The following is a 21,400-nucleotide window of genomic DNA, read 5'->3' on the forward strand; positions in this document are numbered from 1 at the left end:
CGTCTCCGGGCGCCACGCGGTGTCCGCCGTCTCCGGGCGCCACGCGGTGTCCGCCGTCTCCCGGCTCCACGCGGTGTCCGCCGTCTCCCGGCTCCACGCGGTGTCCGCCGTCTCCGGGTGTCGGCGGGCACCGGCACAATGGTCGGCATGGCCTCCATGACCCGCACCGCCCCGACCGTCGGTTTCGATCTCGACATGACGCTGATCGACTCACGCCCCGGCATCCACGCCTGCTACACGGAGCTGTCGGCGCGGACCGGTACGTACGTCGACGCCGACCTGGCGGTCACGCGGCTCGGGCCGCCGCTGGAGGAGGAGATCGCCCACTGGTTCCCGGCGGATCAGGTCGCGGCCACGGCCGACCTGTACCGGTCGCTGTACCCGGCGACCGCCATCGCCCCCACCCTCGCGCTGCCCGGCGCCCGCGAGGCGGTCGCGGCGGTCCGGGCGGCCGGCGGACGGGCGCTCGTCGTCACCGCCAAGTACGAGCCCAACGCCAAGCTGCACCTGGAGCACCTCGGCATCGAGCCGGACGAGGTGATCGGCAACCTGTGGGCCGAGCAGAAGGCGGTGGCGCTGCGCGAGCACGGCGCGAGCGTGTACGTCGGCGACCACCTGGGCGACATACGCGGGGCGCGCGCGGCGGGCGCCCACTCCGTCGCCGTGGCCACCGGCCCGTACGGCGCGCAGGAGCTGCGCGCGGCGGGCGCCGACACGGTCCTCGCGGACCTGACGGAGTTCCCGGCGTGGCTCGCCGCCTACCGTCAGGCGCCCGGGGGACCGGCGGGCACGGCGGACGCGGCGGACGCGGCGCGCGCCTGACGGCGGCCCGCCGCGATCGACCGGAGCACCCCCGCCCCGGCGATCAGGAATCCGACTCCCATGAGCATGCTCAGTCCGAACATGTAGGTGGGAAACGGCGTCGTCCCGAAAAACAGCGGGGCCACGGTGACCAGGGTGGCCACCGCCCCGATGAAGAAGACGACGGCACCGGCGCGGATCAGCCCGTCACCGGGCGCGGCGGAATGGGGTTGGGTTTTGTCACGCACCCGACCAGGGTAGTTCCCAGCGCGAAGGAACAACCCGGTGACGTCTTGTCACGGGCCTGAAGAGCATTAGCCTTGGAACCGGCGGGTCCCGATGGCCCGCCCGAGTGCTATCAAGGGCCGTTTTCGGCGGCCTTCAGCAGCCAGCAGCAGTAGTTTTCCGACGAGTACGAGGACGAGGACGGACGTGCCTACCGGCAAGGTCAAGTGGTTCAACAGCGAGAAGGGCTTCGGCTTTCTCTCCCGGGACGACGGCGGTGACGTCTTCGTCCATTCCTCGGTCCTCCCCGCCGGAGTCGAGACCCTGAAGCCGGGCCAGCGCGTGGAGTTCGGCGTGGTCGCCGGGCAGCGCGGCGACCAGGCCCTGTCCCTCACCCTGCTGGAGCCGACCCCGTCGGTCGCCGCCGCCCAGCGCAGGAAGCCGGACGAGCTGGCCTCCATCGTCCAGGACCTGACGACCCTCCTCGAGAACATCACGCCGATGCTGGAGAAGGGCCGCTACCCCGACAAGTCCTCCGGCAAGAAGATCGCCGGCCTGCTCCGCGCGGTCGCCGACCAACTGGACGTGTAGGGCCGCTGCGAGAGAAGGGCTGAAGGCTAGGGGAAGGACAGCGCGTCCGGGCCGAGGGCCGGTACCAGGCCCTCGGCCGCCGCGCGCGTCAGCAGCCCCCGCACGGCCGCGTAGCCGTCCTCGCCGAGACCGGCGGTGAACTCGTTGACGTACAGCCCGATGTGCTGGTCGGCGACGGCCGGGTCCATCTCCTGGGCGTGCTCCATCACGTACGGGCGGGAGACTTCCGGGTCGTCCCAGGCCGCGCGCACGGAGGCGCGGATGGAGTCGGCGAGCAGCGTCAGCGTCTCCTCGCCCAGCGACCGCTTGGCGATGATCGCGCCCAGCGGGATCGGCAGCCCGGTGGTGGCCTCCCAGTGCTCGCCCATGTCGGCGAGCTTGTGCAGTCCGTAGTTCTGGTAGGTGAAGCGCGCCTCGTGGATGACGAGGCCCGCGTCGACCTTCCCGTCCCGCACGGCCGGCATGATCTCGTGGAACGGCATTACGACGATCTCGCCGACCCCGCCGGGCACGGTGTCCGCCGCCCACAGCCGGAACAGCAGGTACGCCGTCGACCTCTCGCTCGGCACGGCCACCGTACGGCCGCTCAGGTCGGTGCCCGGCTCCCGGGTGAGCACCAGCGGCCCGCAGCCCCGGCCCAGCGCGCCCCCGCAGGGCAGCAGGGCGTACTCGCCGAGGACGTACGGCAGCACCGCGTACGACACCTTCAGCACGTCGAACTCGCCGCGCTCGGCCATGCCGTTGGTGATGTCGATGTCGGCGAAGGTCACGTCCAGCGCGGGGGCGCCGGGGACGCGGCCGTGGGCGAGGGCGTCGAAGACGAAGGTGTCGTTCGGGCAGGGGGAGTACGCGATCTTCAGGGGGTCAGTCATGAGGGCTCCAACTCTCCAGGACGGGCGCCAGCTTCCCGAAGGCCGTCGTGAGGGCGGCGAGCGCGTCCGGGATGCGCCAGGCGGCCCGGTCGCGGGGGCCGACCGGGTTGGACACCGCGCGCAGCTCCAGGACGGGCACGCCGTGCGCGGTGGCGGCCTCGGCGACGCCGAAGCCCTCCATGGCCTCGGCCAGGGCGCGGGGGTGGCGGGCGCGCAGGGCGGCGGCCCGCTCGGCGGTGCCGGTCACGGTGGACACGGTCAGGACGGTGCCGGGGCGCGCGCCGGTCTCGGCGGCGACCGCGCGGACGAGGGCCTCGGGCGGGCGGTGGGTGACGGTGCCGAAGCCGAGCTCGGTGACCGGCAGGAAGCCGTCGGCGGTCTCGGCGCCCAGGTCGGCGGCGGTGATCTCGTCGGCGATGACGAGGGAGCCGACGGGCGCGTGCGGGGGGAAGCCGCCGCCGATGCCGGCGGAGACGACCAGCCCGTAGGGGGTGCCGTCGAGGGCGGCGGCGGTCAGCGCGGCGGCGGTGGAGGCGGCGGCGAGGGCGGGTCCGACCCCGGCGGCCAGCAGGTCCCAGCCGTCGCGGGCCCGGTGCAGGGTCACACCGGGCCGGGCCACCTCCCGGACCGAACCGGCCGAACCGGCCGAACCGGCCGAACCGGCCGAACCGGCCGAACCGGCCGAACCGGTGGAACCAGCCGAACCGGTCAGACCAGCCGAACCGGCCGGATCTCTCGAACCAGCCAGGCCCCCCGAACCAGCCAGGCCCCCCGAACCAGCCAGGCCCCCCGAACCAGCCGGATCTCCCGAACCGGCCGGGCCTCCCGGACCGGACAGCGCGCGGGCCACCGCGTCCCGTTCGACGGGGACCGCGGTGGCCACGAGGACGTTCAGCGGGGACGTGGTCAGTCGTCCTTCTTCAGCCGGAAGTTCCACAGCCCGGTGGCCGCGTCGCTGTCCTTCTTGCCGTCACCGGCCTTGATGGAGACCAGGGTCGAGTCGCCCTGCGCGCCGTACTGGGTGTTGAAGAACACGCTGCCCGGGATGGTCTGGTAGGTCTTCTTGGTGTCCTCGACCAGCGGACGGCCGTTCAGCAGGATCGTCCAGCGCTTGTCGGCGACCTCCGGGTCCACACCGAAGCCCACGGACTTGGTGGGGTCGACCGAGATGGACTCGATGTCCGTGTCCTTCAGGCAGTTCGTGAGGTCCTTCGTCTCGAGGACCTTGTCCTCCCCGCCACAGGTGGCCTCGGCGCTGACCGAGGAGTCGCCGACCGTGATCGTCGACATGGGCGTCGGCTTGTCGCACGCCGAAAGGACGAGCAGTCCGGCGGAAACGGCGCCGGCGGCGGCGACGGCGCGGCGGCGTCGCACAGCGGATTGCAACCTGGTCATGGGCGAAGGCTATCGGGCGCGTCCAGCCCTCCTCCCACCTGGGTGCGGCGTGCCGTGCCTCAGGCCACCCTGGGCCGGGCCCCGCCGTGCCGCGCCGAACCGATCAGCCCCCGTACGGTGGCCAGCCATCCGGCGGCCACGATCGCGGCGCCCACCGACAGCCCCAGGGTGCCGTTGAGCGGCAGCGCGATGCCGATGCCGCCGCCGACCACCCAGGCCATCTGCAGCAGCGTCTCCGACCGGGCGAACGCCGAGGTGCGCACCAGCTCGGGCACGTCCCGCTGGATCAGCGCGTCCAGGGAGAGCTTGGCCAGCGCCTGCGCGAACCCGGCGACCGCCGCCAGGCACGCCACCAGCACCGCGCCGAAGAACACCGCGGCCGTGACCGCCGTCCCGAGCACGAGAGCGGCGACGGTGACGATGATGATCTCCGGCGCCCGCGATCTGAGCCAGGCCCCGACCGCCGTGCCGAGCGCGTTGCCCGCCCCGGCCGCCACGCCCACGACGCCCAGCGAGACGGCCGCGCTCTGCCCGGTCATCGGGTGCTCGCGCAGCAGGAAGGCGAGGAAGAAGATCAGGAACCCGGACAGGCCCCGGATGGCGGCGTTGGCGCCGAGCGCGTGCGTGACCGCGGGGCCGACCGTGCGCAGCCCCGGCCGCTTGACCGGCTTCAGGTGCGGCCCGTGCAGATGCCGCTCGTCGGCGGCGAGCAGCGCGGTGTCCTCGCCGCGCGCGGAGTCGACCTTCGGCGGGAGGGAGAAGGACAGGAACGTTCCCGCAACGAAGATCACGAAGGCGCCGTACAGCGGCCAGCGCGGCCCGATCTGCTGGAGCCCCGCTCCGATGGGCGCGGCCACACCGGTGGCGAGCAGCCCGCACAGCGTGACCCGGGAGTTCGCCTTCACCAGCGAGAAGCCCGGCGGCAGCAGCCGCGGCACCACCGCGCTTCTGACCACCCCGTACGCCTTGGACGCCACCAGCACCCCGAGCGCGGCCGGGTACAGCTCGATGCCGCCGGTCACGACCGCCCCGGACAGCACCAGGGCGAGCAGCGCCCGGGTGAGCATCGCGCCCGCCATCGCGGCGCGGCGGCCGTGCGGGACGCGGTCCAGCAGCGGGCCGATCACCGGCGCGAGCAGGGTGAAGGGGGCCATGGTGATGGCGAGGTAGAGGGCGACGCGACCCCTCGCCTCGTCCGTCGGCACGGAGAAGAAGACGGTGGAGGCGAGCGCCACGGTGATCATGACGTCGCCGGCGCCGTTCACCCCGTGCAGCTCGATCAGCTTGCCGAGCCCGGACTCGCCGGCGCCGTGCGCGTGCGTGGCCCGGCGGATACCGCGGACCGCGCCGGTCACCGGCAGGCGCAGGGCACGGCCGACGGCACGCAGGCGCCCGGGACCGCGTCCCCGGCCCCCGCCCTTGAACTCCGTCCGCGTGGCTGCCACCCCGTCATAGTGCCCCGAGCGACGGCGATATAGCTCCGTTGCGGCGCGGATGGAGCTGATCGGAGCTGTACCCGGGCCCCTCCGGGCCCCTCCGGGTCGCTCCGGGCCGCACAGGGTCCGCACAGGTCCGCACAGGTCCGCACAGGGCCGCGCCGGGCCGCGCAGGACTGATCGGGCCGGGCCGCGCAGGGCTGATCGGGCCGGGCCGCGCAGGGCTGATCGGGCCGGGTGGGACACGGCCGGAGCGGAGGGGAATCCACCGTCGGTGTAGGCCCAGCGGACGCGAGAAGGTAGCGTGCGTAGCGCGCCGTGGCGAACGTTCTCGGCCGCGCGCCGTACGAGCATCCCGCAGAATGGATGACGTAGGCGTGCCCGAGCGCGATCGGGCGCGGACGTCGACGCGGTCCCCGGGTCCGCTCCGTCCGCCCCCCTTCCGCCGGCAGTGGCGCACTTGTGAGACGGCGTATGGAGAGAAGCGATACCTGTGAGCGCAGCGACAACGCGAAGCCGCACCCCTGACCGCCTGTGCGCCGAGGCCCTCGACCTCGCCCGGGCCGCGGCCGAGGAGGCCGCCGCACCCGGTGTCGTGGGCGAGCACGTGGGGCTCGTGTCGGAGGGTGACCGCGTTGTCACGCACTTCTTCGAGTGCAAGGAGCTCGGGTACCGCGGCTGGCGCTGGGCCGTCACCGTCGCCCGCGCCTCCCGCGCCAGGATCGTCACCGTGGACGAGGCGGTGCTGCTGCCCGGCCCGGACGCCCTCCTCGCCCCCGAATGGGTGCCGTGGAGCGAGCGGCTGCGCCCCGGCGACCTGGGCCCCGGCGACCTGCTGCCCACCGACGCCGAGGACCTGAGGCTGGAGCCGGGCTGGACCGGCGAGGACGAGCCGCCGCCGAACTCCGCCGTCTCCGAGGAGATGGCCGACCTGGTGGAGGCCGAGGACGCGGAGGTCACCACCCGGCCCCCGGCCGTCCCGCGGCGCGGCTCCATCGCCGCGGTCGCCGAGGAGGTGGGCGTGCACCGCGCCCGCGTCCTGTCCCGCTACGGCCTGCACACCGCCGCCGACCGCTGGGAGGAGGCGTTCGGCCCCAAGACCCCCATGGCGCAGGCGGCCCCCGCCCCCTGCGTGAGCTGCGGCTTCCTGCTCCGCATCGGCGGCTCCCTCGGCCAGGCCTTCGGCGTGTGCGCCAACGAGTTCTCCCCGGCCGACGGCCGCGTGGTGTCCCTGGCCTACGGCTGCGGCGGCCACTCCGAGGCCGCGGTCATGCCGAAGCCGCCGCAGCCTGCCCCGCCGGTGATCGACGAGACCCGCGTCGACCCGTTCCCGCTGCGCCCCGCCCCCGACTCCGGTTCGGTCCCGGTGACGGAGGACGCGGCGACGGCGGAGCTGGGGCACTCGTAGCGGCGGGGAGGTGACCCGGCCGGGTCACTCGTCCCCGAAGATCTCCTCGGCCCTCGGCGCGGTGACGGCGCGGGCGAGCCAGCGGCGGAGGACTTCAGGGTCCTTGCAGTCGGTGATGCGCCTGCGGATGTCGTCGGGGACGTCGAGGCCGCGTTGTTCGAGAACGAGCAGGACGTCCTCGGCGCCTCGCTGAGCCCGGCCTTCGTCTCGGATTTCTTCGGAGATGTACGACTTGTAGAAGGAGAGGTCCACGGCCACCAGGTTCCTCCAGAGGTGCTTGGCCGGGCGGTTGCCCAGCCCCTGCGCGGTGAATTCGACGATGGGGTCCGCGATGTCTTCGGGCGCGTCCCGCAGCGCGGTGGACAGGGCTTTCAGTATCGCATCGACGACCGGTTCGGCAGCGTGGGTGATGGCCGCCAGACTGGCCAGGGTCAGGTCGGCGCGGGCCTCGTCCGGGCCGGTGACGATGGGCCGTACGGTGAGCGAGGGCCACGAGTGGAACCCGATGGGTTCCGGACATGCCGCCCACTCCGTGGTGGCGCGGTCCTGGCAGACCACGAGCAGAAGCGGTGGCGGCCGGTACCTGCTGCACAGGTGTGCGAGGTAGTAGCCCGGCCGGCCGGCTTTTCCGGGTCCTTCTCCCGCTGCGCCCCGATGGTGAGCGGGAAGGGTCCGTCGTTCTCGGTGCCGATCCGCAGAAGAGTGCCGATCCGGCGCTCGACCGGCTTGGTCTCCGTGACGTCGCCGGGCGGCGCGCCGACGGAGGTCGGTGACGGCTCGGTGGAGCCACTGAGGATTTTCCGACCTGTTCGATGCGCGTGGCCGTTGAGGATGAGGACGTACGCAGGTGTAGAGAAGCTCCTGGTGGACGGGTGAGTGTCGAGTCCGTGCCGTGATCTCGGAGGGGTATGGGCAAAGCTGAATGCCAGCGCCTCCTTGTACCGTCCGGATGCGCCACGCATCCAGCGCTCCACCGCCACACAGCCCTGCTCGACCAGGCGGCCGCGTGAACAGCACCGAGCTCCTGGCCGCCCCCAGGCCCAGCAGGACGAGGCCACCGCCCGCGCCGACGGGCTACGCGACCGGATCGAGCACCTCATCACCGCTCTCCCGAGACCGAAGCACGTCTCGCGGAGCTGACCACCGCCCGGAAGGTCATCTCGAATTCGCGCCGACCGGAATCGAATCCAATCCGGCCGAACCAGCTACAAGGCCACCATCAGCGTCGACATGCTCATCATCGGCACGGCTTGACACCACGCACCCACCGCTCACTGCACGCATTGGGCCTAGATCAAGCAAAATTCACGGCCATGACACCCGTCGGAGTGCGAAGATCCCCTTCACTTCAGTGACCTATCGATGGAGCTGCGATGAAGGATGCCCGCTTCAGGACGAAATTGGCCGCCTGCGCCACGTCCTTCGCGGCCGTGGCAGCCGTAATGGCGACCGCCCAGCCGGCGAACGCGGCAGAGTACACCGCCACGGACAACTGTGACGTTCCATGGATCACCTGCTCCTACGGTGACCTTTGGCTGTTTTACAACTCCAAGGACATCGCCATCCAGGATGGCTACATCAAGTCGGCGTACACGACCTTCTACAGCAACGTGTCCGACCACTGGGGCACGAGCCAGTACCAGGGATCGTCACTGACGACCTACCGGTACGTCTTCGGCAGCGGCGGCAACGGCAACGGCCAGTACATGAAGAACAACGCGGCGTCCGTGCAGAACTGCGCCCCGAGCGACAACTACCGCGTGTACTTCAACTCCGGCTACGGCGGCACCTCTCAGTATTTCGCGAAGAACGGTCCGTACGGGGACTGCAACATCACGGACCTGATCTCCGCCCTGAAGAACAACAACGCTTCCTCGCACTTCGCATAAGAAGGAACCCGCGTGAAGAACATCAAGCGAACAGCCACCGCGATAGCCCTGACCGCCTCGGCTCTCCTGGTCAGTGCCTGCTCTTCTGGCGTCACCCCGGACACCACGGAGAACGCGGCCGACGGAAAACCGATCGTGAACAAGGAGAACTGGCCCAAGAAAATCCCCACCACCGGCCTGACCAAGAACCTGACCCTCCCGCTGGAGGCGTACATGGCCTCTTACGAGGACCAGGTCACCATCGAGCAGGCCGCCAGTGACCTCCAGCAGTCCTGCATGAAGGACTACGGCATCGACCTGACGCTGCCGAAGGCGGGCGCCAACCCACCACCCAGCGACAACGATGCCAACATCGAACGTCGTTACGGCATTTCCGACCGGGCCGAGGCCGAGAAGTACGGCTACGAGCTCCCCCCGGCGCTGCGGGAGCACACCGAGCAGACCATGCGTGAGCTGTCCGGTGTCGAGGTTGAGGTTCTGACCGGCCACACCAAGCCCGAGGCTCCCGCGGCGGCCAGGGCGGGTCAGCCGGTCGCCGGTCCCGCCCAGGGGGTGAAGCCCGCCCGGGCGGAGTACAACGGGAAGGCGCTGAAGCAGGGCGGCTGCATCGGTTGGTCCAAGGACCGGCTCGGTGTGAAGGAGGCCGACCCGGTCGTCGTCGCGCAGCTCGCCGGGGACAGCCTGACGCAGTCGATGAAGGACGACAAGGTCATCGAGGCCACCGCCGCGTGGTCTTCCTGCATGGCCGACAAGGGGCACGCGGGACTCGCCGATCCGTACAAGGCGATGGACCAGGGCGTCACGGCGGACGGAGAGCCGACGAAGGAGTCCATCGCTCTGGCGGTCGACGACATCGACTGCAAGGAGCAGACCGACCTGGTGAAGATCTGGTTCGGTGTGGAGTCGGCGATCCAGAACCGGCAGATCGCCGACAACCGGAGCCGGCTGACCGCCATCAAGCAGCAGCACGGCACGGAGGTCGCCGCGGCGCGCAAGCAGATGACGGCCTCCGCGCGGTGAGAGACTGCGCGACGGTGCCCGCACCGCGCCTGGTCCGGGCACTGTGCCTGATCGCGGCAGGTCTGCTGGCCGCGGGGTGTACCGGCGGCGCCGACCCGGCCCCCACGTCGTCGCAGCGACCGGTGACCCCGAGCGCGGAGCAGAGCAGTCCGCAGGCGCGTCCGTCGCCGGTGGCTTCGGTCCACTCCGAAGGCCGCACGCGTGTCCTGGAGTACGGAGACCTGCTCGTGCGCGCCACGCCGGAAAGCGGCGGTGTGCGTACCGAGATCGAGGTGGCCAACACCTACGAGCGGGATACGACGTACTCGGTCCAGATCAGCATCGCCGACGGCAAGGGCTGGACCGCGCACAACCGGTTCTGGCTCCAGGACGTCCCTCCGGGAAAAACAGGCCGGGATGACGCGGTGATCGGCTCGAAGGATATGGGTCCGATTCCGCAAGTGCCGAAGATTTTCGTCGACGAGTTCACCCCCATCATCGACCGGTAACAGAAGACGAAGGGCTGCTTGCGGCAATGGCTGACGAAATGGTGCTCCAGGCTCAGAAATGGGTCAACGCCACCTACAAGAATGTTTCCGGCTACAACCTTGTCACGGAAGACGGCAAGACCGGCTGGAACACCATGTATTCCCTGACTCGCGCGCTGCAACACGAACTCGGCATCACAGCACTGTCCAATGCGTTCGGACCGACGACATTGTCGAAGCTGCAGGCCAAGGGATCCATCAAGGTCGGCGAGTCCAATGAGAACATCGTCAAGATCATCCAGTGCGGGATGTACTGCAAGGGCTACAGTGCGGGTGCCATCGACGGGAAGATGTCCCAGGCGACTCAGGCCGGCATCAACACGATGATGCAGCACATGGGTCTTCCGGCGGTCTATCTCGACGGCACGGTACGCCCCAAGGTGTTCAAGGCTTTGCTGACTATGGACGCCTATGTATTCCTGTCCGGCGGACTGGAGCAGATTCGCTTCGTGCAGCAGTGGCTCAACGGACGCTACTTCGAGAAGTCCACCTTCTTCATCGGCCCGTGCGACGGATTCTTCTCCCGGGACGCCCAGCAGGCGCTGATGAAGGGGATTCAGTACGAGTCGGGCATCCCTGAGGACCAGGCCACCGGTGTCTTCGGCCCCGGCACCATCGCCGGCTTGAAGGCCCACACCCTCTCGGAGGGCGACAGCGGCACGTGGGTGCAGCTCTTCACCGGCGCGTGCGTGGCGAACGGCCCCTCCAACACGAGCGGTGACATCGCCACCTTCGGCAACACGTTCGACGCAGACCTTACGGACTGGGTCAAGAAGTTCCAGAGCTTTTCCGCGATCAGCCAGACCGGTAAGGCCGACTTCGACACCTGGGCGCAGTTGCTCGTCTCCTACGGGAACCCCGATCGCCCGGTCAACGCCTGCGACACCCGGTTCACCATCACCGCCCAACGGGCGGCAGCCCTCTACGACGCGGGATATCGCGCCGTGGGCCGCTACCTGGACGAGCCGGCCGGAAGCACCCTGAACAAGGAGATCCAGCCGGGCGAGCTGGACGCCATCTTCTCTGCCGGGCTGAGCGTCATACCCATCTGGCAGTACGACGCAAGCAGTATCGCGGACTTCAAGTACAGCAATGGCTACCTGCACGGCAGCCTGGCGCACGGCCGGGCCGATGGGTACGGCTTCAACAGAGGTACGGTCATCTACTTCGCGGTCGACTACGACGCCACTGCGGCGGACATGGACCGGATCATCGACTACTTCTCCGGCGTGAACGACGCGCTCAAGAGCAACGGCAGCAAGTACATAGCCGGTGTCTACGGCTCACGAAACGTGTGCGCCAGCGTTTCCGGGGGCGCTTACGTGCCGTACGCGTATGTCTCCGGTATGTCCTACGGCTTCTCCGGAAATCTCGGCTTCCCGCTGCCCCAGAACTGGACGTTCAACCAGATCAAGGAGTACGACTTCACCAGCGGTTCGGACACCTTCGGACTGGACCGGGTGGCGCACCGCCCCGGATCCGACTTCGGGCAGAAGTCGGTCAACGACACAGGCACCTCGCCGGTCGAAGAGTTCATCGCCTATGCCCAGAAGGTATACGACGCCGCGGTCTCCTACGGTGCGGGCGATCCGAACGAACTCTCGTTGCAGTTCATGCGCTGGGACAAGTACACCGACTCTCGGTGGAGAGCGCTGTTCGGTGAGGTTGACGACGCGTTCATCACCTACGCCTCCGGGCGGGGGCTCGGCCGGTCGAGAGACTATGCGTACGCAGACCCGTCGATGGGTGTCATCGTCAATCCGGACCACCTGGTGGCAAGCGCCAGTGGGTACTTCCTCAAGGGAAATGCCGGAGTGGGCAAGGCGAACCGCGCCGAACTGGCGAGCTGGGGCGGCGACCTGCTTACCTTCTACGGCGAATGGAGCCGCTCGGACAACGCGTCACCACTGGACTTCTGCCGCAAGACGCTGTGCCGACCCGATGTCGCATCGACGTTCGCGCTGGGCGACCTCATCGAGGACATCGATGGATTCCTGGTCGCTGAGCGCCTGAAGAACAACGGCAGCACGAATATCGTCGACGAACTGAAGAGGATCCTCATCGGAACAGGCCATCTGACACGTTTCAGCGACTTCAAGCTCTACCGGTTCGGCGGTGTCACGAGCAACATCGGAACGACGGCGAAGGCGTTCCTGGAGGATCAGATCGATGACACACTGCTGTCTTCCACCCGTGCGCTCCTCATCCATAGGAACTGCCCAGTGGGCAAGGAGCCATGGAACGAGTCCGACTCTGTCATGAGCGAGTTCTATGCAGGTTTCACTGAAACGCTGCAGAACCTCATAGAACAGCAGGTGGCCCGCCGGGCGAAGTTCCTTGACGCGCAGCAGGCGGAAAAGGGGTAGTTTTATATGATCTTGATGGGTGCGTTGCTCGTGGTGAGCGCGGTCACTGCGGCAGTGGGTGTCGTAGTGGTTCTCATACTGCTGAGTCATCCGCCGCTGCCTCTGCCGAAAACCTACGCGCTCATCGCTCTGATCCTGTTTTCCCTGGCGGTGGCGCTGTACTGCTACGGCTGGTTCTCGGTCAGCTTGGGAGGACCCTTTCCCGAACTGTGCAAGAGCAAGAACGACGCCGGAGCCGAACTGGCAGCCATCAAGCAGCAGTACTGGCCTCTTCGCAGTTCCTGCCTGTACTCCGACGGATCCACCGTGGAGCACATTTCGATGTCGATCAACGTGGTCGTGTGCCTGTCGACGGGTTCCGCTCTCGTGTCGGCCGGCATCTCCGTATTCCTGCGCAAGCGTGTCGGACAATCTCCTGGAGCTACTTCATGAACGCCAACTTCTCGCGCCGTACCGTGCTCAAACAATTCACCGGTGTCGTGGCCGGAGCAGCACTGATCACCACCGGGGAGGGCCTTCTCGCCCCCTTCACCGCCCAAGCCGCCGACAACTCGTGGAACAAGTCCAGATCGGCGAACGGCTGGGATGTCCTCCCTGGGCGTTCCCCGGGCACCGCCACCTACGACATCCCGGGAACGAATCTCCATGTCACCCTGCGAGAAGGAGATGTGGGGACCGTCCTGTCCTATGTCGCACAACGCTTCCACTACGACGTCGCCGAGCTCGAAGCGGGCCGCGGACAGATCATCGGGTACAGCGATGCCCTGCATGTGAAGGCGGACTTCGAATCCAACCACCTGTCAGGCACCGCGTTGGCGCTGTACCCGGAAAGCTACCCGCTCGGGGTCAAGGGAAATCTCTTCCCCTACCAGGTCACGGCGATCCGGGACATCCTCGCCGAGCTGCAGGGCGTCATCAAGTGGGGCGGCGACATGGAGCCGACCAAGGAGTCGACCTTCTTCATCGACGTCTCACCGAGCTCGACGAAGCTCGCCCAGGTCGCAGAGACCCTCAGGCAATGGAGCCTCACTCCCGGCAAGGGAGCCGGGACCCAGAACATCGAAGACCCCAAGCGCATCGCAGCAGCGAAGAAACTGGCCGGTAAGCAGGCGGCCTGATCACAGGGCACCCGCCCGAGTGAGCGGGACGTTGGGCGGATGGTGTGGGGTTTGACGGGGGGTGTTTTCCCTCTCACGTTTCTTTGGGGGGAGCGCCGACGGTACCGGAGCGCGAGGGAACGGGTTCCGGTGGCGTGAGGCGCAGTTCCGCCCAGACCGTCTTGCGGGGGAAGCGGCCCTCGGACACGCCCCAGCGGTCCGCCAGCGCCTCGACGAGCAGCAGGCCACGGCCGGTTTCGTCGTCCGGGGAGGGGGCCTGGGGCCGGGGCAGGCGTTCCCCCTGCGTGTCGGTGACCTCGACGCGGAGCGTGTCGCCGACGACGTAGAGCATGAGCCGGAAATCGCGCCCCGGCACGCGCCCGTGCGCTGCCGCGTTGGCGGACAGCTCCGCGACGATCTGGCGGGCCGGGTCCAACGGCAGTCCCCAGGAGCGCAGTTGTTCGACGGCCAGCAGGCGGGCCAGGCGGGCGCCCCGTGGCGTGGGGGAGAGCTGCACGCTGAAGTGACGGGCGAGAGTCGTGAGTTCGGCGGGTTTCTGATTCACGTGACTCAGCGTGGCGCTGTGTGCGTACCGTGAAAAGTGACTCAGCGGGTACGTACGGTGACTGTCCGGAGGTTGTCCGGGGTGTCCGAGTCTGTCGGAGCGGACCGTACGGGTAGGGCGCTGGGGTGCAGCACAGCCAGTACGCGAGTTCCACGGAGGGGCGCGGCATGACGGTCGAAGCGGAGACGGAACGGCTCGGGAGTGAGGCGGACGAGCCGGGCTGGGAGGTGGACCCGGACGACGAGTGGGGACTCGCGGTCCTCGCGACCGTCGGACGGCAGCTCAAACTGCGCCGGGAGGCGGCGGGGATGCGAGTCGCCGAGTTCGGGGCGGCCATCGGGTACGGGGAGGACCTCGTCTACAAGGTCGAGGGCGGGAAGCGGATTCCCCGGCAGGAGTACCTGGACAGGGCCGACGAGGTCCTGGGCGCGGGCGGACTGCTCACGGCGGCGTGGGAGGACGTGAAGAAGGTCCGGTATCCCAAGAAGGTGCGGGAGCTGAAGAAGCTGGAGGCCAAGGCGGTCGAGATCGGCTTGTACGAGTGCCACATCATCGCCGGTCTCTTGCAGACGCCCGAGCACGCACGTGCGGTGATCAGTGCGGCGCAGCCGCCGTACTCGTCGGACGATGTGGAACGCATGGTGGCGGCACGTCTGGCCCGGCAGTCGGTCTTCGAGCGTGACCCGGCCCCGTCTATGCACTTCGTGCTGGAAGAGGCCCCATTGCGAAGGCCTATCGGAGGCACAATGGTATGGCGGCGACAGCTCGAACGCCTGTTGGAGGTGGGGCGACTGCACAACGTCATGCTCCAGGTGATGCCGTTGCGCTGCGAGACCCACTCCGGTCTGGACGGAAGGATCGAGCTGCTGAAGTTCGCAGACGGTAAGGCAGTTGGCCGCTCGGACGGCGCGTTCAACGGCCGTCTGACCAACGATCCCAAGCAACTGCGCATCCTTGAGCTGCGGTATGGCACCATCCGAGCGCAGGCCCTCCCTCCGAGGGAGTCGCTGGCCTTCATCGAGAACCTGCTGGGAGAGACATGATGCGCAAGACCACCGCCGGGGGCCCTTCCGAGCTGGCGTGGTTCAAGAGCAGCTACAGCGGTGGCAACGATGGCAACTCCTGCGTTGAACTCGCCGTCACCCCAGGCACCGTCCACGTCCGTGACTCCAAGAACGCCGAGGGCCCCCGGCTGGCGTTCGCCCCCGACACCTGGGCTCGCTTCCTGCCGTACGCGTCCGAGGAGTGACCGTCATGCCCGAGCGAGTACCGGCCGGGGCCTTTTCCGAACTGGCGTGGTTCAAGAGCAGCTACAGCAGCAGCAGCGAAGGCGACTCCTGCGTCGAGGTCGCGGTAGCGCCCCGCACCGTCCACATCCGTGACTCCAAGAACATCCCCGGCCCCCGTCTCACCGTCACCCCCACCGCCTGGGCGGACTTCGTGACGTACGCGTCGGCGCGGGGCTGACCCCGCCCTCCTCCTCGGCGTGGCCGCCCCCGCGGAGCGGTACCTTCAGTGGTCTCGCCGAGGAGGAGAGTGAACGTGAGCAAGTTCGTGCGGCCCGCCGCCGAGGGTGCCGACCCGTTCGGTACGGCACGCCTGCGCCGCGGAGTGCTGGACGCCTGGGCCACCAGCCCCGCCCGGTTCCGGGAGGACGCCAACGCCGAGGAGGACCTGGTCCTCGGTGGCTACCGGGACAGACTCGTCGTCGAGCTCGCCCAGAACGCCGCCGACGCCGCCGCCCGCGCGGGCGTGCCGGGGCGGCTGCGCCTCACCCTGCGCGACGGCGTGCTGTTCGCCGCCAACACCGGCGCCCGTCTCGACGCGGCCGGGGTCGAGTCGCTGTCGACGCTGCGGGCCTCCGCCAAGCGGGACACCCACGAGGGCGCGGTCGGCCGGTTCGGCGTCGGTTTCGCCGCCGTCCTCGCGGTCACCGACGAGCCCGCCATCCTCGGGCGGTACGGCGGGGTGCGCTGGTCCCTGGCCGAGGCCCGCGACCTGGCCGCCGAGACCGCCCGGCACAGCCCCGGCCTCGGGGACGAGATCCGCCGCCGCGACGGCCACGTGCCGCTGCTGCGGCTGCCGTTCGCCGCCGAGGGCAGCGCCCCCGACCCGTACGACACGGTCGTCATCCTGCCGTTGCGCGACACGGCCGCCGCCGACCTCGCCGAACGGCTCCTGAACGCCGTGGACGACGCCCTGCTCCTGGCCCTGCCCGGCCTGGAGGAGGTGGTGATCGAGACCGGCGAGACCGTCCGCACCCTGCGCCGCCGCGCCGACGGCGACCTCATCGTCGTAGAGGACTCGCGCGACGGCACCACTCGCTGGCGCACGGCGTCCGCGCACGGCCCCCTCACCCCCGGCCTGCTCGCCGACCGGCCGGTGGAGGAGCGGCTGCGCCCCCACTGGTCCGTCACCTGGGCGGTCCCGGTGGACGCCGACGGCGCCCCCGCCCGGCCCCGCACCGCCCCCGTCCTGCACGCCCCCACCCCCAGCGACGAACCGCTCGGCGTCCCCGCCCTGCTCATCGCGTCGTTCCCGCTGGACACCACCCGCCGGCACACCGCGCCCGGCCCGCTGACCGACTTCCTGGTGCAGCGGGCGGCGGACGCCTACGCCGGGCTCCTCGCCGACTGGCGCCCGGTCACCGCCGGGATCATCGACCTCGTCCCCGGCCCGCTCGGCAAGGGCGAACTGGACGGGGCGCTGCGCCAGGCGATCCTGGAGCGGCTGCCCCGCACCTCCTTCCTGCCGCCCGCCCTCCCGCCGCGGGAGGAGGACTCCGAGCTGCCCGCCTCCCTGCGGCCCCGCGACGCGGAGGTGGTGGAGGGCGCGGGCGCGGACACCGTACGGGTCCTGGCCGACGTCCTGCCGACGCTGCTGCCCGCCGGGCTGGAGCGGCGCGCGGAGCTGCGCGCGCTGGGCGTGGCCCGGGTGCCGCTGACCGACGCGATCGACCGGCTGGCGGGGCTGGAGAAGGAGCCCGGCTGGTGGCGGCGGCTGTACGACAGCCTCGCGGGCGTCGACCCGGACCGGCTGTCCGGGCTGCCCGTGCCGCTCGCCGACGGCCGCACGACGATCGGGCCCCGGCAGGTCCTGCTGCCCACCCCGGACGCGGCCGGCATCGACCCGGAGACCCTCGCCCGCCTCGGTCTGAAGGTCACCCACCCGGACGCCGCCCACCCCCTGCTGGAGAAGCTCGGCGCCCTCCCGGCCACCCCGCGTGCCGTGCTCACCACCCCGCAGGTGCGGGCGGCCGTCGCCGCCTCCCTGGACGACGAGGGCGGCGCGTCCTGGGAGGAGGACGCCCTCGACGCGGAGGAACTCGCCGACACCGTCCTCGGTCTCGTCCGCGACGCCGGGCTCGACCCCGGCGAGGAGCCGTGGCTCGGCGCGCTCGCCCTGCCCGACGAGGACGGCGAGCTGTCCCCGGCCGGGGAACTCGTCTTCCCCGGCGGCCCCTTCGCCCAGGTCATGCGCGAGGACGAACTGGCCGCCGTGGACGCCGAGGTGGCCGAGAAGTGGGGGCCGGAACCGCTGGCCGCCTGCGGCGTGCTGGTGAACTTCGCGCTCGTGCGCGCCACCGACGTCGTCCTCGACCCCGACGAACTGGAGCCGCGCGAGGGGGACTACCCCGAGCCGGACGACGCCGGGCTGCTGGACGCCGTCGACGTGTGGTGCGAGGACATCCTCGACCGCTTCCCGGACAGCCCCGTCCCGCCGGTCGCCACCGAGATCGTCGCCGTACGGGACCTCGACCTCGTCGACGACGACAAGTGGCCGCAGGCCCTCGCGCTCCTCTCGCAGCCGCCGCTGCGGGATGCGCTGGTCCAGCCGGTGCGCATCCTGCTGCCGGACGGCACCCACGAGACCGTACGGCCGTACACGGCGTGGTGGCTGCGCGGGCACCCGGTGCTCGGCGGGCGCCGCCCCGCCGGTCTGCGCGCGGCCGGCGGCGACCCGCTGCTGCGCGGCCTGTACGACGAGGCCGACGCGACCGGCTTCGACGACGAGCAGGTGCTGCGCGCGCTGGGCGTGCGCACCTCGGTGGCCGCCCTGCTGGACGAGCCGGGCGGTGCCGCCGAGCTGCTGGACCGCCTCGCCGACCCCGGCCGCGAGGTCACCCCGGCCCAGCTGCACGCCCTGTACGGGGCGCTGGCCGAGCTGGACCCCGAGCAGGTGACCCTGCCGGACGAGCTGCGCGCGGTCGTCGACGGGAGGGTGGAGGTGGTGGACGCCGCCGACGCGGTCGTCGTCGACTCGCCGGACCTGCTGCCCTTCACCGAGGGGGTGCCCCTGCTGCCGGTGCGGCCGTCCCGGGCCGCCGAGCTGGCGGAGCTGTTCCAGGTGCGGCGGCTGAGCGAGTCCGTCACCGGGCGGGTCGACTCCGAGGGCACCGAGCACGACGTACCGGAGGCGGTGCGGGTCCTGCTCGGGCCGCGCACCCCGGCCTCCTACATCGAGCACGAGGAACTCGTCGTCGACGGCGTGGAGATCGACTGGCGGCTCACCGACGACGGCGTCCTGCACGCCGCCACCCTGGAGGGCGTCGCCGCCGGGCTGGCCTGGGCGGCCGGGCAGTGGCCGCGCCGCTTCGAGGTGGCGGCCCTGCTGGAGGACCCGTCGCGGACGGAGGAACTGGCCCGGGACCGCTGGTTCGACTGACCGGGGACCGGAAGATCACGCGGGCACGCGGCGGCCGACCCACCTCCACAGGACCTCCAGGGCGGCCGCCGCCACCGCCGCGATGCCCACCGCGATCCACGGCATCGTCACGCCCACCAGCCTCAGCGCGAAGAAGTCCTGGAGCCAGGGCACCACCAGCACCACCAGGAACGCCGCGCCCATCACCGCCACCAGCCCGATCCGCCACCAGGTGTAGGGGCGGGCGATGATCGCCAGCACCCACATGGAGATCAGGAAGAGGGTCAGCGTGGCCACGCTGGTCTCCGCGTCCAGGGCGTTCGGGCCGTGGTAGAAGTGCCGGGCCACGAGGTACGTCACGAAGGTCGCCGTCGCGGCCAGGACCCCGCCCGGGATCGCGTACCGCATCACCCGCCGCACGAAGTGGGGCTGGGCGCGTTCCTTGTTGGGGGCGAGGGCCAGGAAGAAGGCGGGGACGCCGATGGTCAGCGTGGACAGCAGGGTCAGGTGGCGGGGCAGGAACGGGTACTCCACCTGCCAGCACACCACCAGGATCGCCAGCAGCACCGAGTAGACCGTCTTGACCAGGAACAGGGTCGCGACCCGGGTGATGTTGCCGATGACGCGGCGGCCCTCGGCGACGACCGACGGGAGCGTGGCGAAGCTGTTGTTCAGCAGCACGATCTGCGCGACCGCCCGGGTGGCCTCCGAGCCCGACCCCATCGCCACACCGATGTCGGCGTCCTTCAGCGCCAGCACGTCGTTCACCCCGTCGCCGGTCATGGCGACCGTGTGGCCGTGGGACTGGAGGGCGCCCACCATGTCCCGCTTCTGCTGCGGGGTGACCCGCCCGAACACCGTGCCCTCGTCGAGCGCGTCCGCCATGGCGGCCCGGTCGGCGGGCAGCCGGCGGGCGTCGACGGTGGCGCCGCTCAGGCCCAGCTTGGCGGCGACCGCGCCGACGGAGACCGCGTTGTCGCCGGAGATGACCTTGGCGGACACGTTCTGGTCGGCGAAGTAGCGCAGGGTGTCGGCGGCGTCGGGCCGCAGCCGCTGCTCCAGCACGACCAGCGCGGCCGGCTCGGCGCCCTCGGCGACCCGGGGGTCGTCCAGGTCGCGGGCGGCGCGGGCGAGCAGCAGCACCCGCAGGCCCCGCTCGTTGAGCCGGTCGGCCTCGGCGAGGGCCGGGTCGTCGTCGGGCAGCAGCACGTCGGGGGCGCCCAGCAGCCACGTACTGGACTCGCCGTCGCCCTCGCTGAAGGAGGCGCCGCTGTACTTGCGGGCGGAGGAGAAGGGCAGCGACTCGGTGCAGCGCCACTCCTCGCTGTCCGGATAGGCGTCGATGATCGCCTGGAGGGAGGCGTTGGGGCGTGGGTCGGACTCGCCGAGCGCGCCGAGCACCTGCCGTACGTACGCCTCCTCGGACCCGTTCAGCATCCGCAGCTCGGTGACGTCCATGCCGCCCTCGGTCAGCGTGCCCGTCTTGTCCAGGCAGACGGTGTCCACGCGGGCGAGGCCCTCGATGGCGGGCAGCTCCTGCACCAGGCACTGCTTGCGGCCCAGCCGGATCACGCCGATCGCGAAGGCGACGGAGGTGAGCAGGACGAGCCCTTCCGGGACCATCGGCACGATGCCGCCGACCGTGCGGGCGACGGAGTCCTTCAGGTCGTTGTCCTTGACGACGAGCTGGCTGATGATCAGGCCGATCGCAGTCGGGACCATCATCCACGTCACGTACTTGAGGATCGTGGAGATGCCGGAGCGCAGCTCGGAGTGGACGAGGGTGAAGCGCGACGCCTCCTCGGCGAGCTGCGCCGCGTACGCCTCCCGCCCCACCTTGGTCGCCCGGAACGCCCCGCCGCCGGCCACGACGAAGCTGCCGGACATGACCTGGTCCCCCGGCCGCTTGACGACGGGATCGGCCTCGCCGGTGAGCAGCGACTCGTCGATCTCCAGCCCGTCCGTCTCGACGCACACCCCGTCGACGACGACCTTGTCCCCCGGCCCGATCTCGATGACGTCGTCCAGCACGATCTCGGAGGTGCCGACCTCGACGGCCGCCCCGTCCCGGCGCACGGTCGGCCGGACCTCGCCGATCAGGGCGAGCGAGTCGAGGGTCTTCTTCGCCCGCCACTCCTGGATGATCCCGATGCCGGTGTTGGCGAGGATCACGAAGCCGAACAGGCTGTCCTGGATCGGCGCGACGATCAGCATGATCACCCACAGCACGCCGATGATCGCGTTGAAGCGGGTGAAGACGTTGGCGCGGACGATGTCGACGGTGGAGCGGCTGCTGCGCACCGGCACGTCGTTGACCTGGCCGCGCGCCACCCGCTCGGCCACCTGTCCGGCGGTCAGCCCGGCCGCCCGCGACGGCAGCGGCACGGGGTGCACAGGGTCGAGTCCGGCTCCCGCGTCGATGTGCGTCATGCATTCGACGGTACGTGCGGATGTACGCGTTCACCCCCTGAATGCCGGGGAGATCCGACCGGGGGAGGAGCGGGGAAGAGCCGGGGAGGACCGGGGGAGGACCGGGGGAGGGCCGGGGGAGGACCGGGGGAGGA

Annotated in this window: 20 protein-coding genes and 1 pseudogene; 13 read left to right on the forward strand and 8 right to left on the reverse strand. The window is 70.4% G+C overall.

Annotated elements, in window-relative coordinates:
- Nucleotides 1-147 precede the first annotated feature (147 nt).
- Nucleotides 148-822, forward strand: coding sequence for a haloacid dehalogenase-like hydrolase (locus ABZ340_RS02045; protein WP_358779791.1), 675 nt, complete (start codon nt 148-150; stop codon nt 820-822).
- Here ABZ340_RS02045 and ABZ340_RS02050 read toward each other — a convergent pair.
- Nucleotides 765-1,049, reverse strand: coding sequence for a hypothetical protein (locus ABZ340_RS02050; RefSeq protein ID WP_358779792.1), 285 nt, complete (start codon nt 1,047-1,049; stop codon nt 765-767). The genes ABZ340_RS02045 and ABZ340_RS02050 overlap by 58 nt on opposite strands.
- A gap of 184 nt (nt 1,050-1,233) precedes the next feature.
- Here ABZ340_RS02050 and ABZ340_RS02055 point away from each other — a divergent pair, with 184 nt between their 5' ends.
- Entirely contained in the window at nt 1,234-1,617 is a 384-nt protein-coding gene (locus ABZ340_RS02055) for a cold-shock protein (protein ID WP_358779793.1), read from the forward strand.
- A gap of 26 nt (nt 1,618-1,643) precedes the next feature.
- On the opposite strand, the gene ABZ340_RS02060 is transcribed toward ABZ340_RS02055, so the two are convergent.
- The 4 genes from ABZ340_RS02060 to ABZ340_RS02075 are packed head-to-tail and all read right to left on the reverse strand — an operon-like array spanning nt 1,644 to nt 5,329.
- Nucleotides 1,644-2,489: a 1,4-dihydroxy-6-naphthoate synthase gene (locus ABZ340_RS02060; RefSeq protein WP_358779794.1), complete on the reverse strand. Its 846-nt coding sequence runs from the start codon at nt 2,487-2,489 to the stop codon at nt 1,644-1,646.
- Nucleotides 2,482-3,426 (reverse strand): futalosine hydrolase, encoded by a 945-nt coding sequence (locus ABZ340_RS02065; protein ID WP_358779795.1) that lies wholly within the window; start codon nt 3,424-3,426, stop codon nt 2,482-2,484. The genes ABZ340_RS02060 and ABZ340_RS02065 overlap by 8 nt, the downstream gene beginning before the upstream one ends.
- Nucleotides 3,396-3,884: a DUF2771 domain-containing protein gene (locus ABZ340_RS02070; RefSeq protein WP_358779796.1), complete on the reverse strand. Its 489-nt coding sequence runs from the start codon at nt 3,882-3,884 to the stop codon at nt 3,396-3,398. Before ABZ340_RS02070 ends, ABZ340_RS02065 begins: the two co-directional genes overlap by 31 nt.
- 59 nt (nt 3,885-3,943) lie before the next feature.
- Nucleotides 3,944-5,329: an MFS transporter gene (locus tag ABZ340_RS02075; RefSeq protein ID WP_358779797.1), complete on the reverse strand. Its 1,386-nt coding sequence runs from the start codon at nt 5,327-5,329 to the stop codon at nt 3,944-3,946.
- Between the two features lie 484 nt (nt 5,330-5,813).
- Between ABZ340_RS02075 and ABZ340_RS02080 the strand changes: the two genes are divergently transcribed.
- Nucleotides 5,814-6,728, forward strand: coding sequence for a DUF3027 domain-containing protein (locus ABZ340_RS02080; protein WP_358779798.1), 915 nt, complete (start codon nt 5,814-5,816; stop codon nt 6,726-6,728).
- Nucleotides 6,729-6,752: 24 nt separating this feature from the next.
- On the opposite strand, the pseudogene ABZ340_RS02085 reads toward ABZ340_RS02080, so the two are convergent.
- Nucleotides 6,753-7,483: pseudogene (locus ABZ340_RS02085) on the reverse strand (hypothetical protein); the annotation flags it as partial.
- A 675-nt stretch (nt 7,484-8,158) separates the two neighbouring features.
- On the opposite strand from ABZ340_RS02085, the gene ABZ340_RS02090 reads away from it, so the two are divergent.
- From ABZ340_RS02090 to ABZ340_RS02115, 6 genes are read left to right on the forward strand one after another with little or no spacing between them, the layout of a single operon-like run.
- Nucleotides 8,159-8,617, forward strand: coding sequence for a hypothetical protein (locus tag ABZ340_RS02090; RefSeq protein ID WP_358779799.1), 459 nt, complete (start codon nt 8,159-8,161; stop codon nt 8,615-8,617).
- 12 nt (nt 8,618-8,629) lie between these two features.
- Entirely contained in the window at nt 8,630-9,637 is a 1,008-nt protein-coding gene (locus tag ABZ340_RS02095; protein ID WP_358779800.1) for a hypothetical protein, read from the forward strand.
- Nucleotides 9,638-9,651: 14 nt separating this feature from the next.
- Nucleotides 9,652-10,125: a hypothetical protein gene (locus tag ABZ340_RS02100; protein WP_358779801.1), complete on the forward strand. Its 474-nt coding sequence runs from the start codon at nt 9,652-9,654 to the stop codon at nt 10,123-10,125.
- Nucleotides 10,126-10,151: 26 nt separating this feature from the next.
- Entirely contained in the window at nt 10,152-12,530 is a 2,379-nt protein-coding gene (locus tag ABZ340_RS02105; RefSeq protein ID WP_358779802.1) for a glycoside hydrolase domain-containing protein, read from the forward strand.
- A gap of 15 nt (nt 12,531-12,545) precedes the next feature.
- Nucleotides 12,546-12,962 (forward strand): hypothetical protein, encoded by a 417-nt coding sequence (locus ABZ340_RS02110; RefSeq protein ID WP_358779803.1) that lies wholly within the window; start codon nt 12,546-12,548, stop codon nt 12,960-12,962.
- Nucleotides 12,959-13,648 (forward strand): hypothetical protein, encoded by a 690-nt coding sequence (locus ABZ340_RS02115; protein ID WP_358779804.1) that lies wholly within the window; start codon nt 12,959-12,961, stop codon nt 13,646-13,648. The genes ABZ340_RS02110 and ABZ340_RS02115 overlap by 4 nt, the downstream gene beginning before the upstream one ends.
- A gap of 73 nt (nt 13,649-13,721) precedes the next feature.
- On the opposite strand, the gene ABZ340_RS02120 is transcribed toward ABZ340_RS02115, so the two are convergent.
- On the reverse strand, nt 13,722-14,192 hold the full coding sequence (locus tag ABZ340_RS02120; RefSeq protein ID WP_358779805.1) for an ATP-binding protein: 471 nt from the start codon (nt 14,190-14,192) through the stop codon (nt 13,722-13,724).
- A 167-nt stretch (nt 14,193-14,359) separates the two neighbouring features.
- On the opposite strand from ABZ340_RS02120, the gene ABZ340_RS02125 reads away from it, so the two are divergent.
- The 4 genes from ABZ340_RS02125 to ABZ340_RS02140 all read left to right on the forward strand — a co-directional run bounded on the left by ABZ340_RS02125 (nt 14,360) and on the right by ABZ340_RS02140 (nt 18,857).
- Nucleotides 14,360-15,235: a helix-turn-helix transcriptional regulator gene (locus ABZ340_RS02125; protein ID WP_358779806.1), complete on the forward strand. Its 876-nt coding sequence runs from the start codon at nt 14,360-14,362 to the stop codon at nt 15,233-15,235.
- Nucleotides 15,232-15,441, forward strand: coding sequence for a DUF397 domain-containing protein (locus ABZ340_RS02130; protein WP_358779807.1), 210 nt, complete (start codon nt 15,232-15,234; stop codon nt 15,439-15,441). The genes ABZ340_RS02125 and ABZ340_RS02130 overlap by 4 nt, the downstream gene beginning before the upstream one ends.
- A 5-nt stretch (nt 15,442-15,446) precedes the next feature.
- On the forward strand, nt 15,447-15,659 hold the full coding sequence (locus tag ABZ340_RS02135) for a DUF397 domain-containing protein (protein ID WP_358779808.1): 213 nt from the start codon (nt 15,447-15,449) through the stop codon (nt 15,657-15,659).
- Nucleotides 15,660-15,734: 75 nt separating this feature from the next.
- Complete coding sequence (locus ABZ340_RS02140; RefSeq protein WP_358779809.1) at nt 15,735-18,857, forward strand: molecular chaperone Hsp90; 3,123 nt, start codon at nt 15,735-15,737, stop codon at nt 18,855-18,857.
- Between the two features lie 15 nt (nt 18,858-18,872).
- Here ABZ340_RS02140 and ABZ340_RS02145 read toward each other — a convergent pair whose 3' ends face one another.
- Nucleotides 18,873-21,266 (reverse strand): cation-translocating P-type ATPase, encoded by a 2,394-nt coding sequence (locus ABZ340_RS02145; protein WP_358779810.1) that lies wholly within the window; start codon nt 21,264-21,266, stop codon nt 18,873-18,875.
- Nucleotides 21,267-21,400 lie beyond the last annotated feature (134 nt).

The sequence above is a fragment of the Streptomyces sp. NPDC006134 genome (assembly GCF_040628835.1).
Classification (GTDB): domain Bacteria; phylum Actinomycetota; class Actinomycetes; order Streptomycetales; family Streptomycetaceae; genus Streptomyces.

Coding starts and splice junctions, on each gene's coding strand:
- ABZ340_RS02045 (WP_358779791.1), top strand. CDS start 148: ATGGCCTCCATGACCCGCACCGCCCCGACCGTCGGTTTCGATCTCGAC.
- ABZ340_RS02060 (WP_358779794.1), bottom strand. CDS start 2,489: ATGACTGACCCCCTGAAGATCGCGTACTCCCCCTGCCCGAACGACACC.
- ABZ340_RS02070 (WP_358779796.1), bottom strand. CDS start 3,884: ATGACCAGGTTGCAATCCGCTGTGCGACGCCGCCGCGCCGTCGCCGCC.
- ABZ340_RS02105 (WP_358779802.1), top strand. CDS start 10,152: ATGGCTGACGAAATGGTGCTCCAGGCTCAGAAATGGGTCAACGCCACC.
- ABZ340_RS02110 (WP_358779803.1), top strand. CDS start 12,546: ATGGGTGCGTTGCTCGTGGTGAGCGCGGTCACTGCGGCAGTGGGTGTC.
- ABZ340_RS02115 (WP_358779804.1), top strand. CDS start 12,959: ATGAACGCCAACTTCTCGCGCCGTACCGTGCTCAAACAATTCACCGGT.
- ABZ340_RS02125 (WP_358779806.1), top strand. CDS start 14,360: ATGACGGTCGAAGCGGAGACGGAACGGCTCGGGAGTGAGGCGGACGAG.
- ABZ340_RS02130 (WP_358779807.1), top strand. CDS start 15,232: ATGATGCGCAAGACCACCGCCGGGGGCCCTTCCGAGCTGGCGTGGTTC.
- ABZ340_RS02135 (WP_358779808.1), top strand. CDS start 15,447: ATGCCCGAGCGAGTACCGGCCGGGGCCTTTTCCGAACTGGCGTGGTTC.
- ABZ340_RS02145 (WP_358779810.1), bottom strand. CDS start 21,266: ATGACGCACATCGACGCGGGAGCCGGACTCGACCCTGTGCACCCCGTG.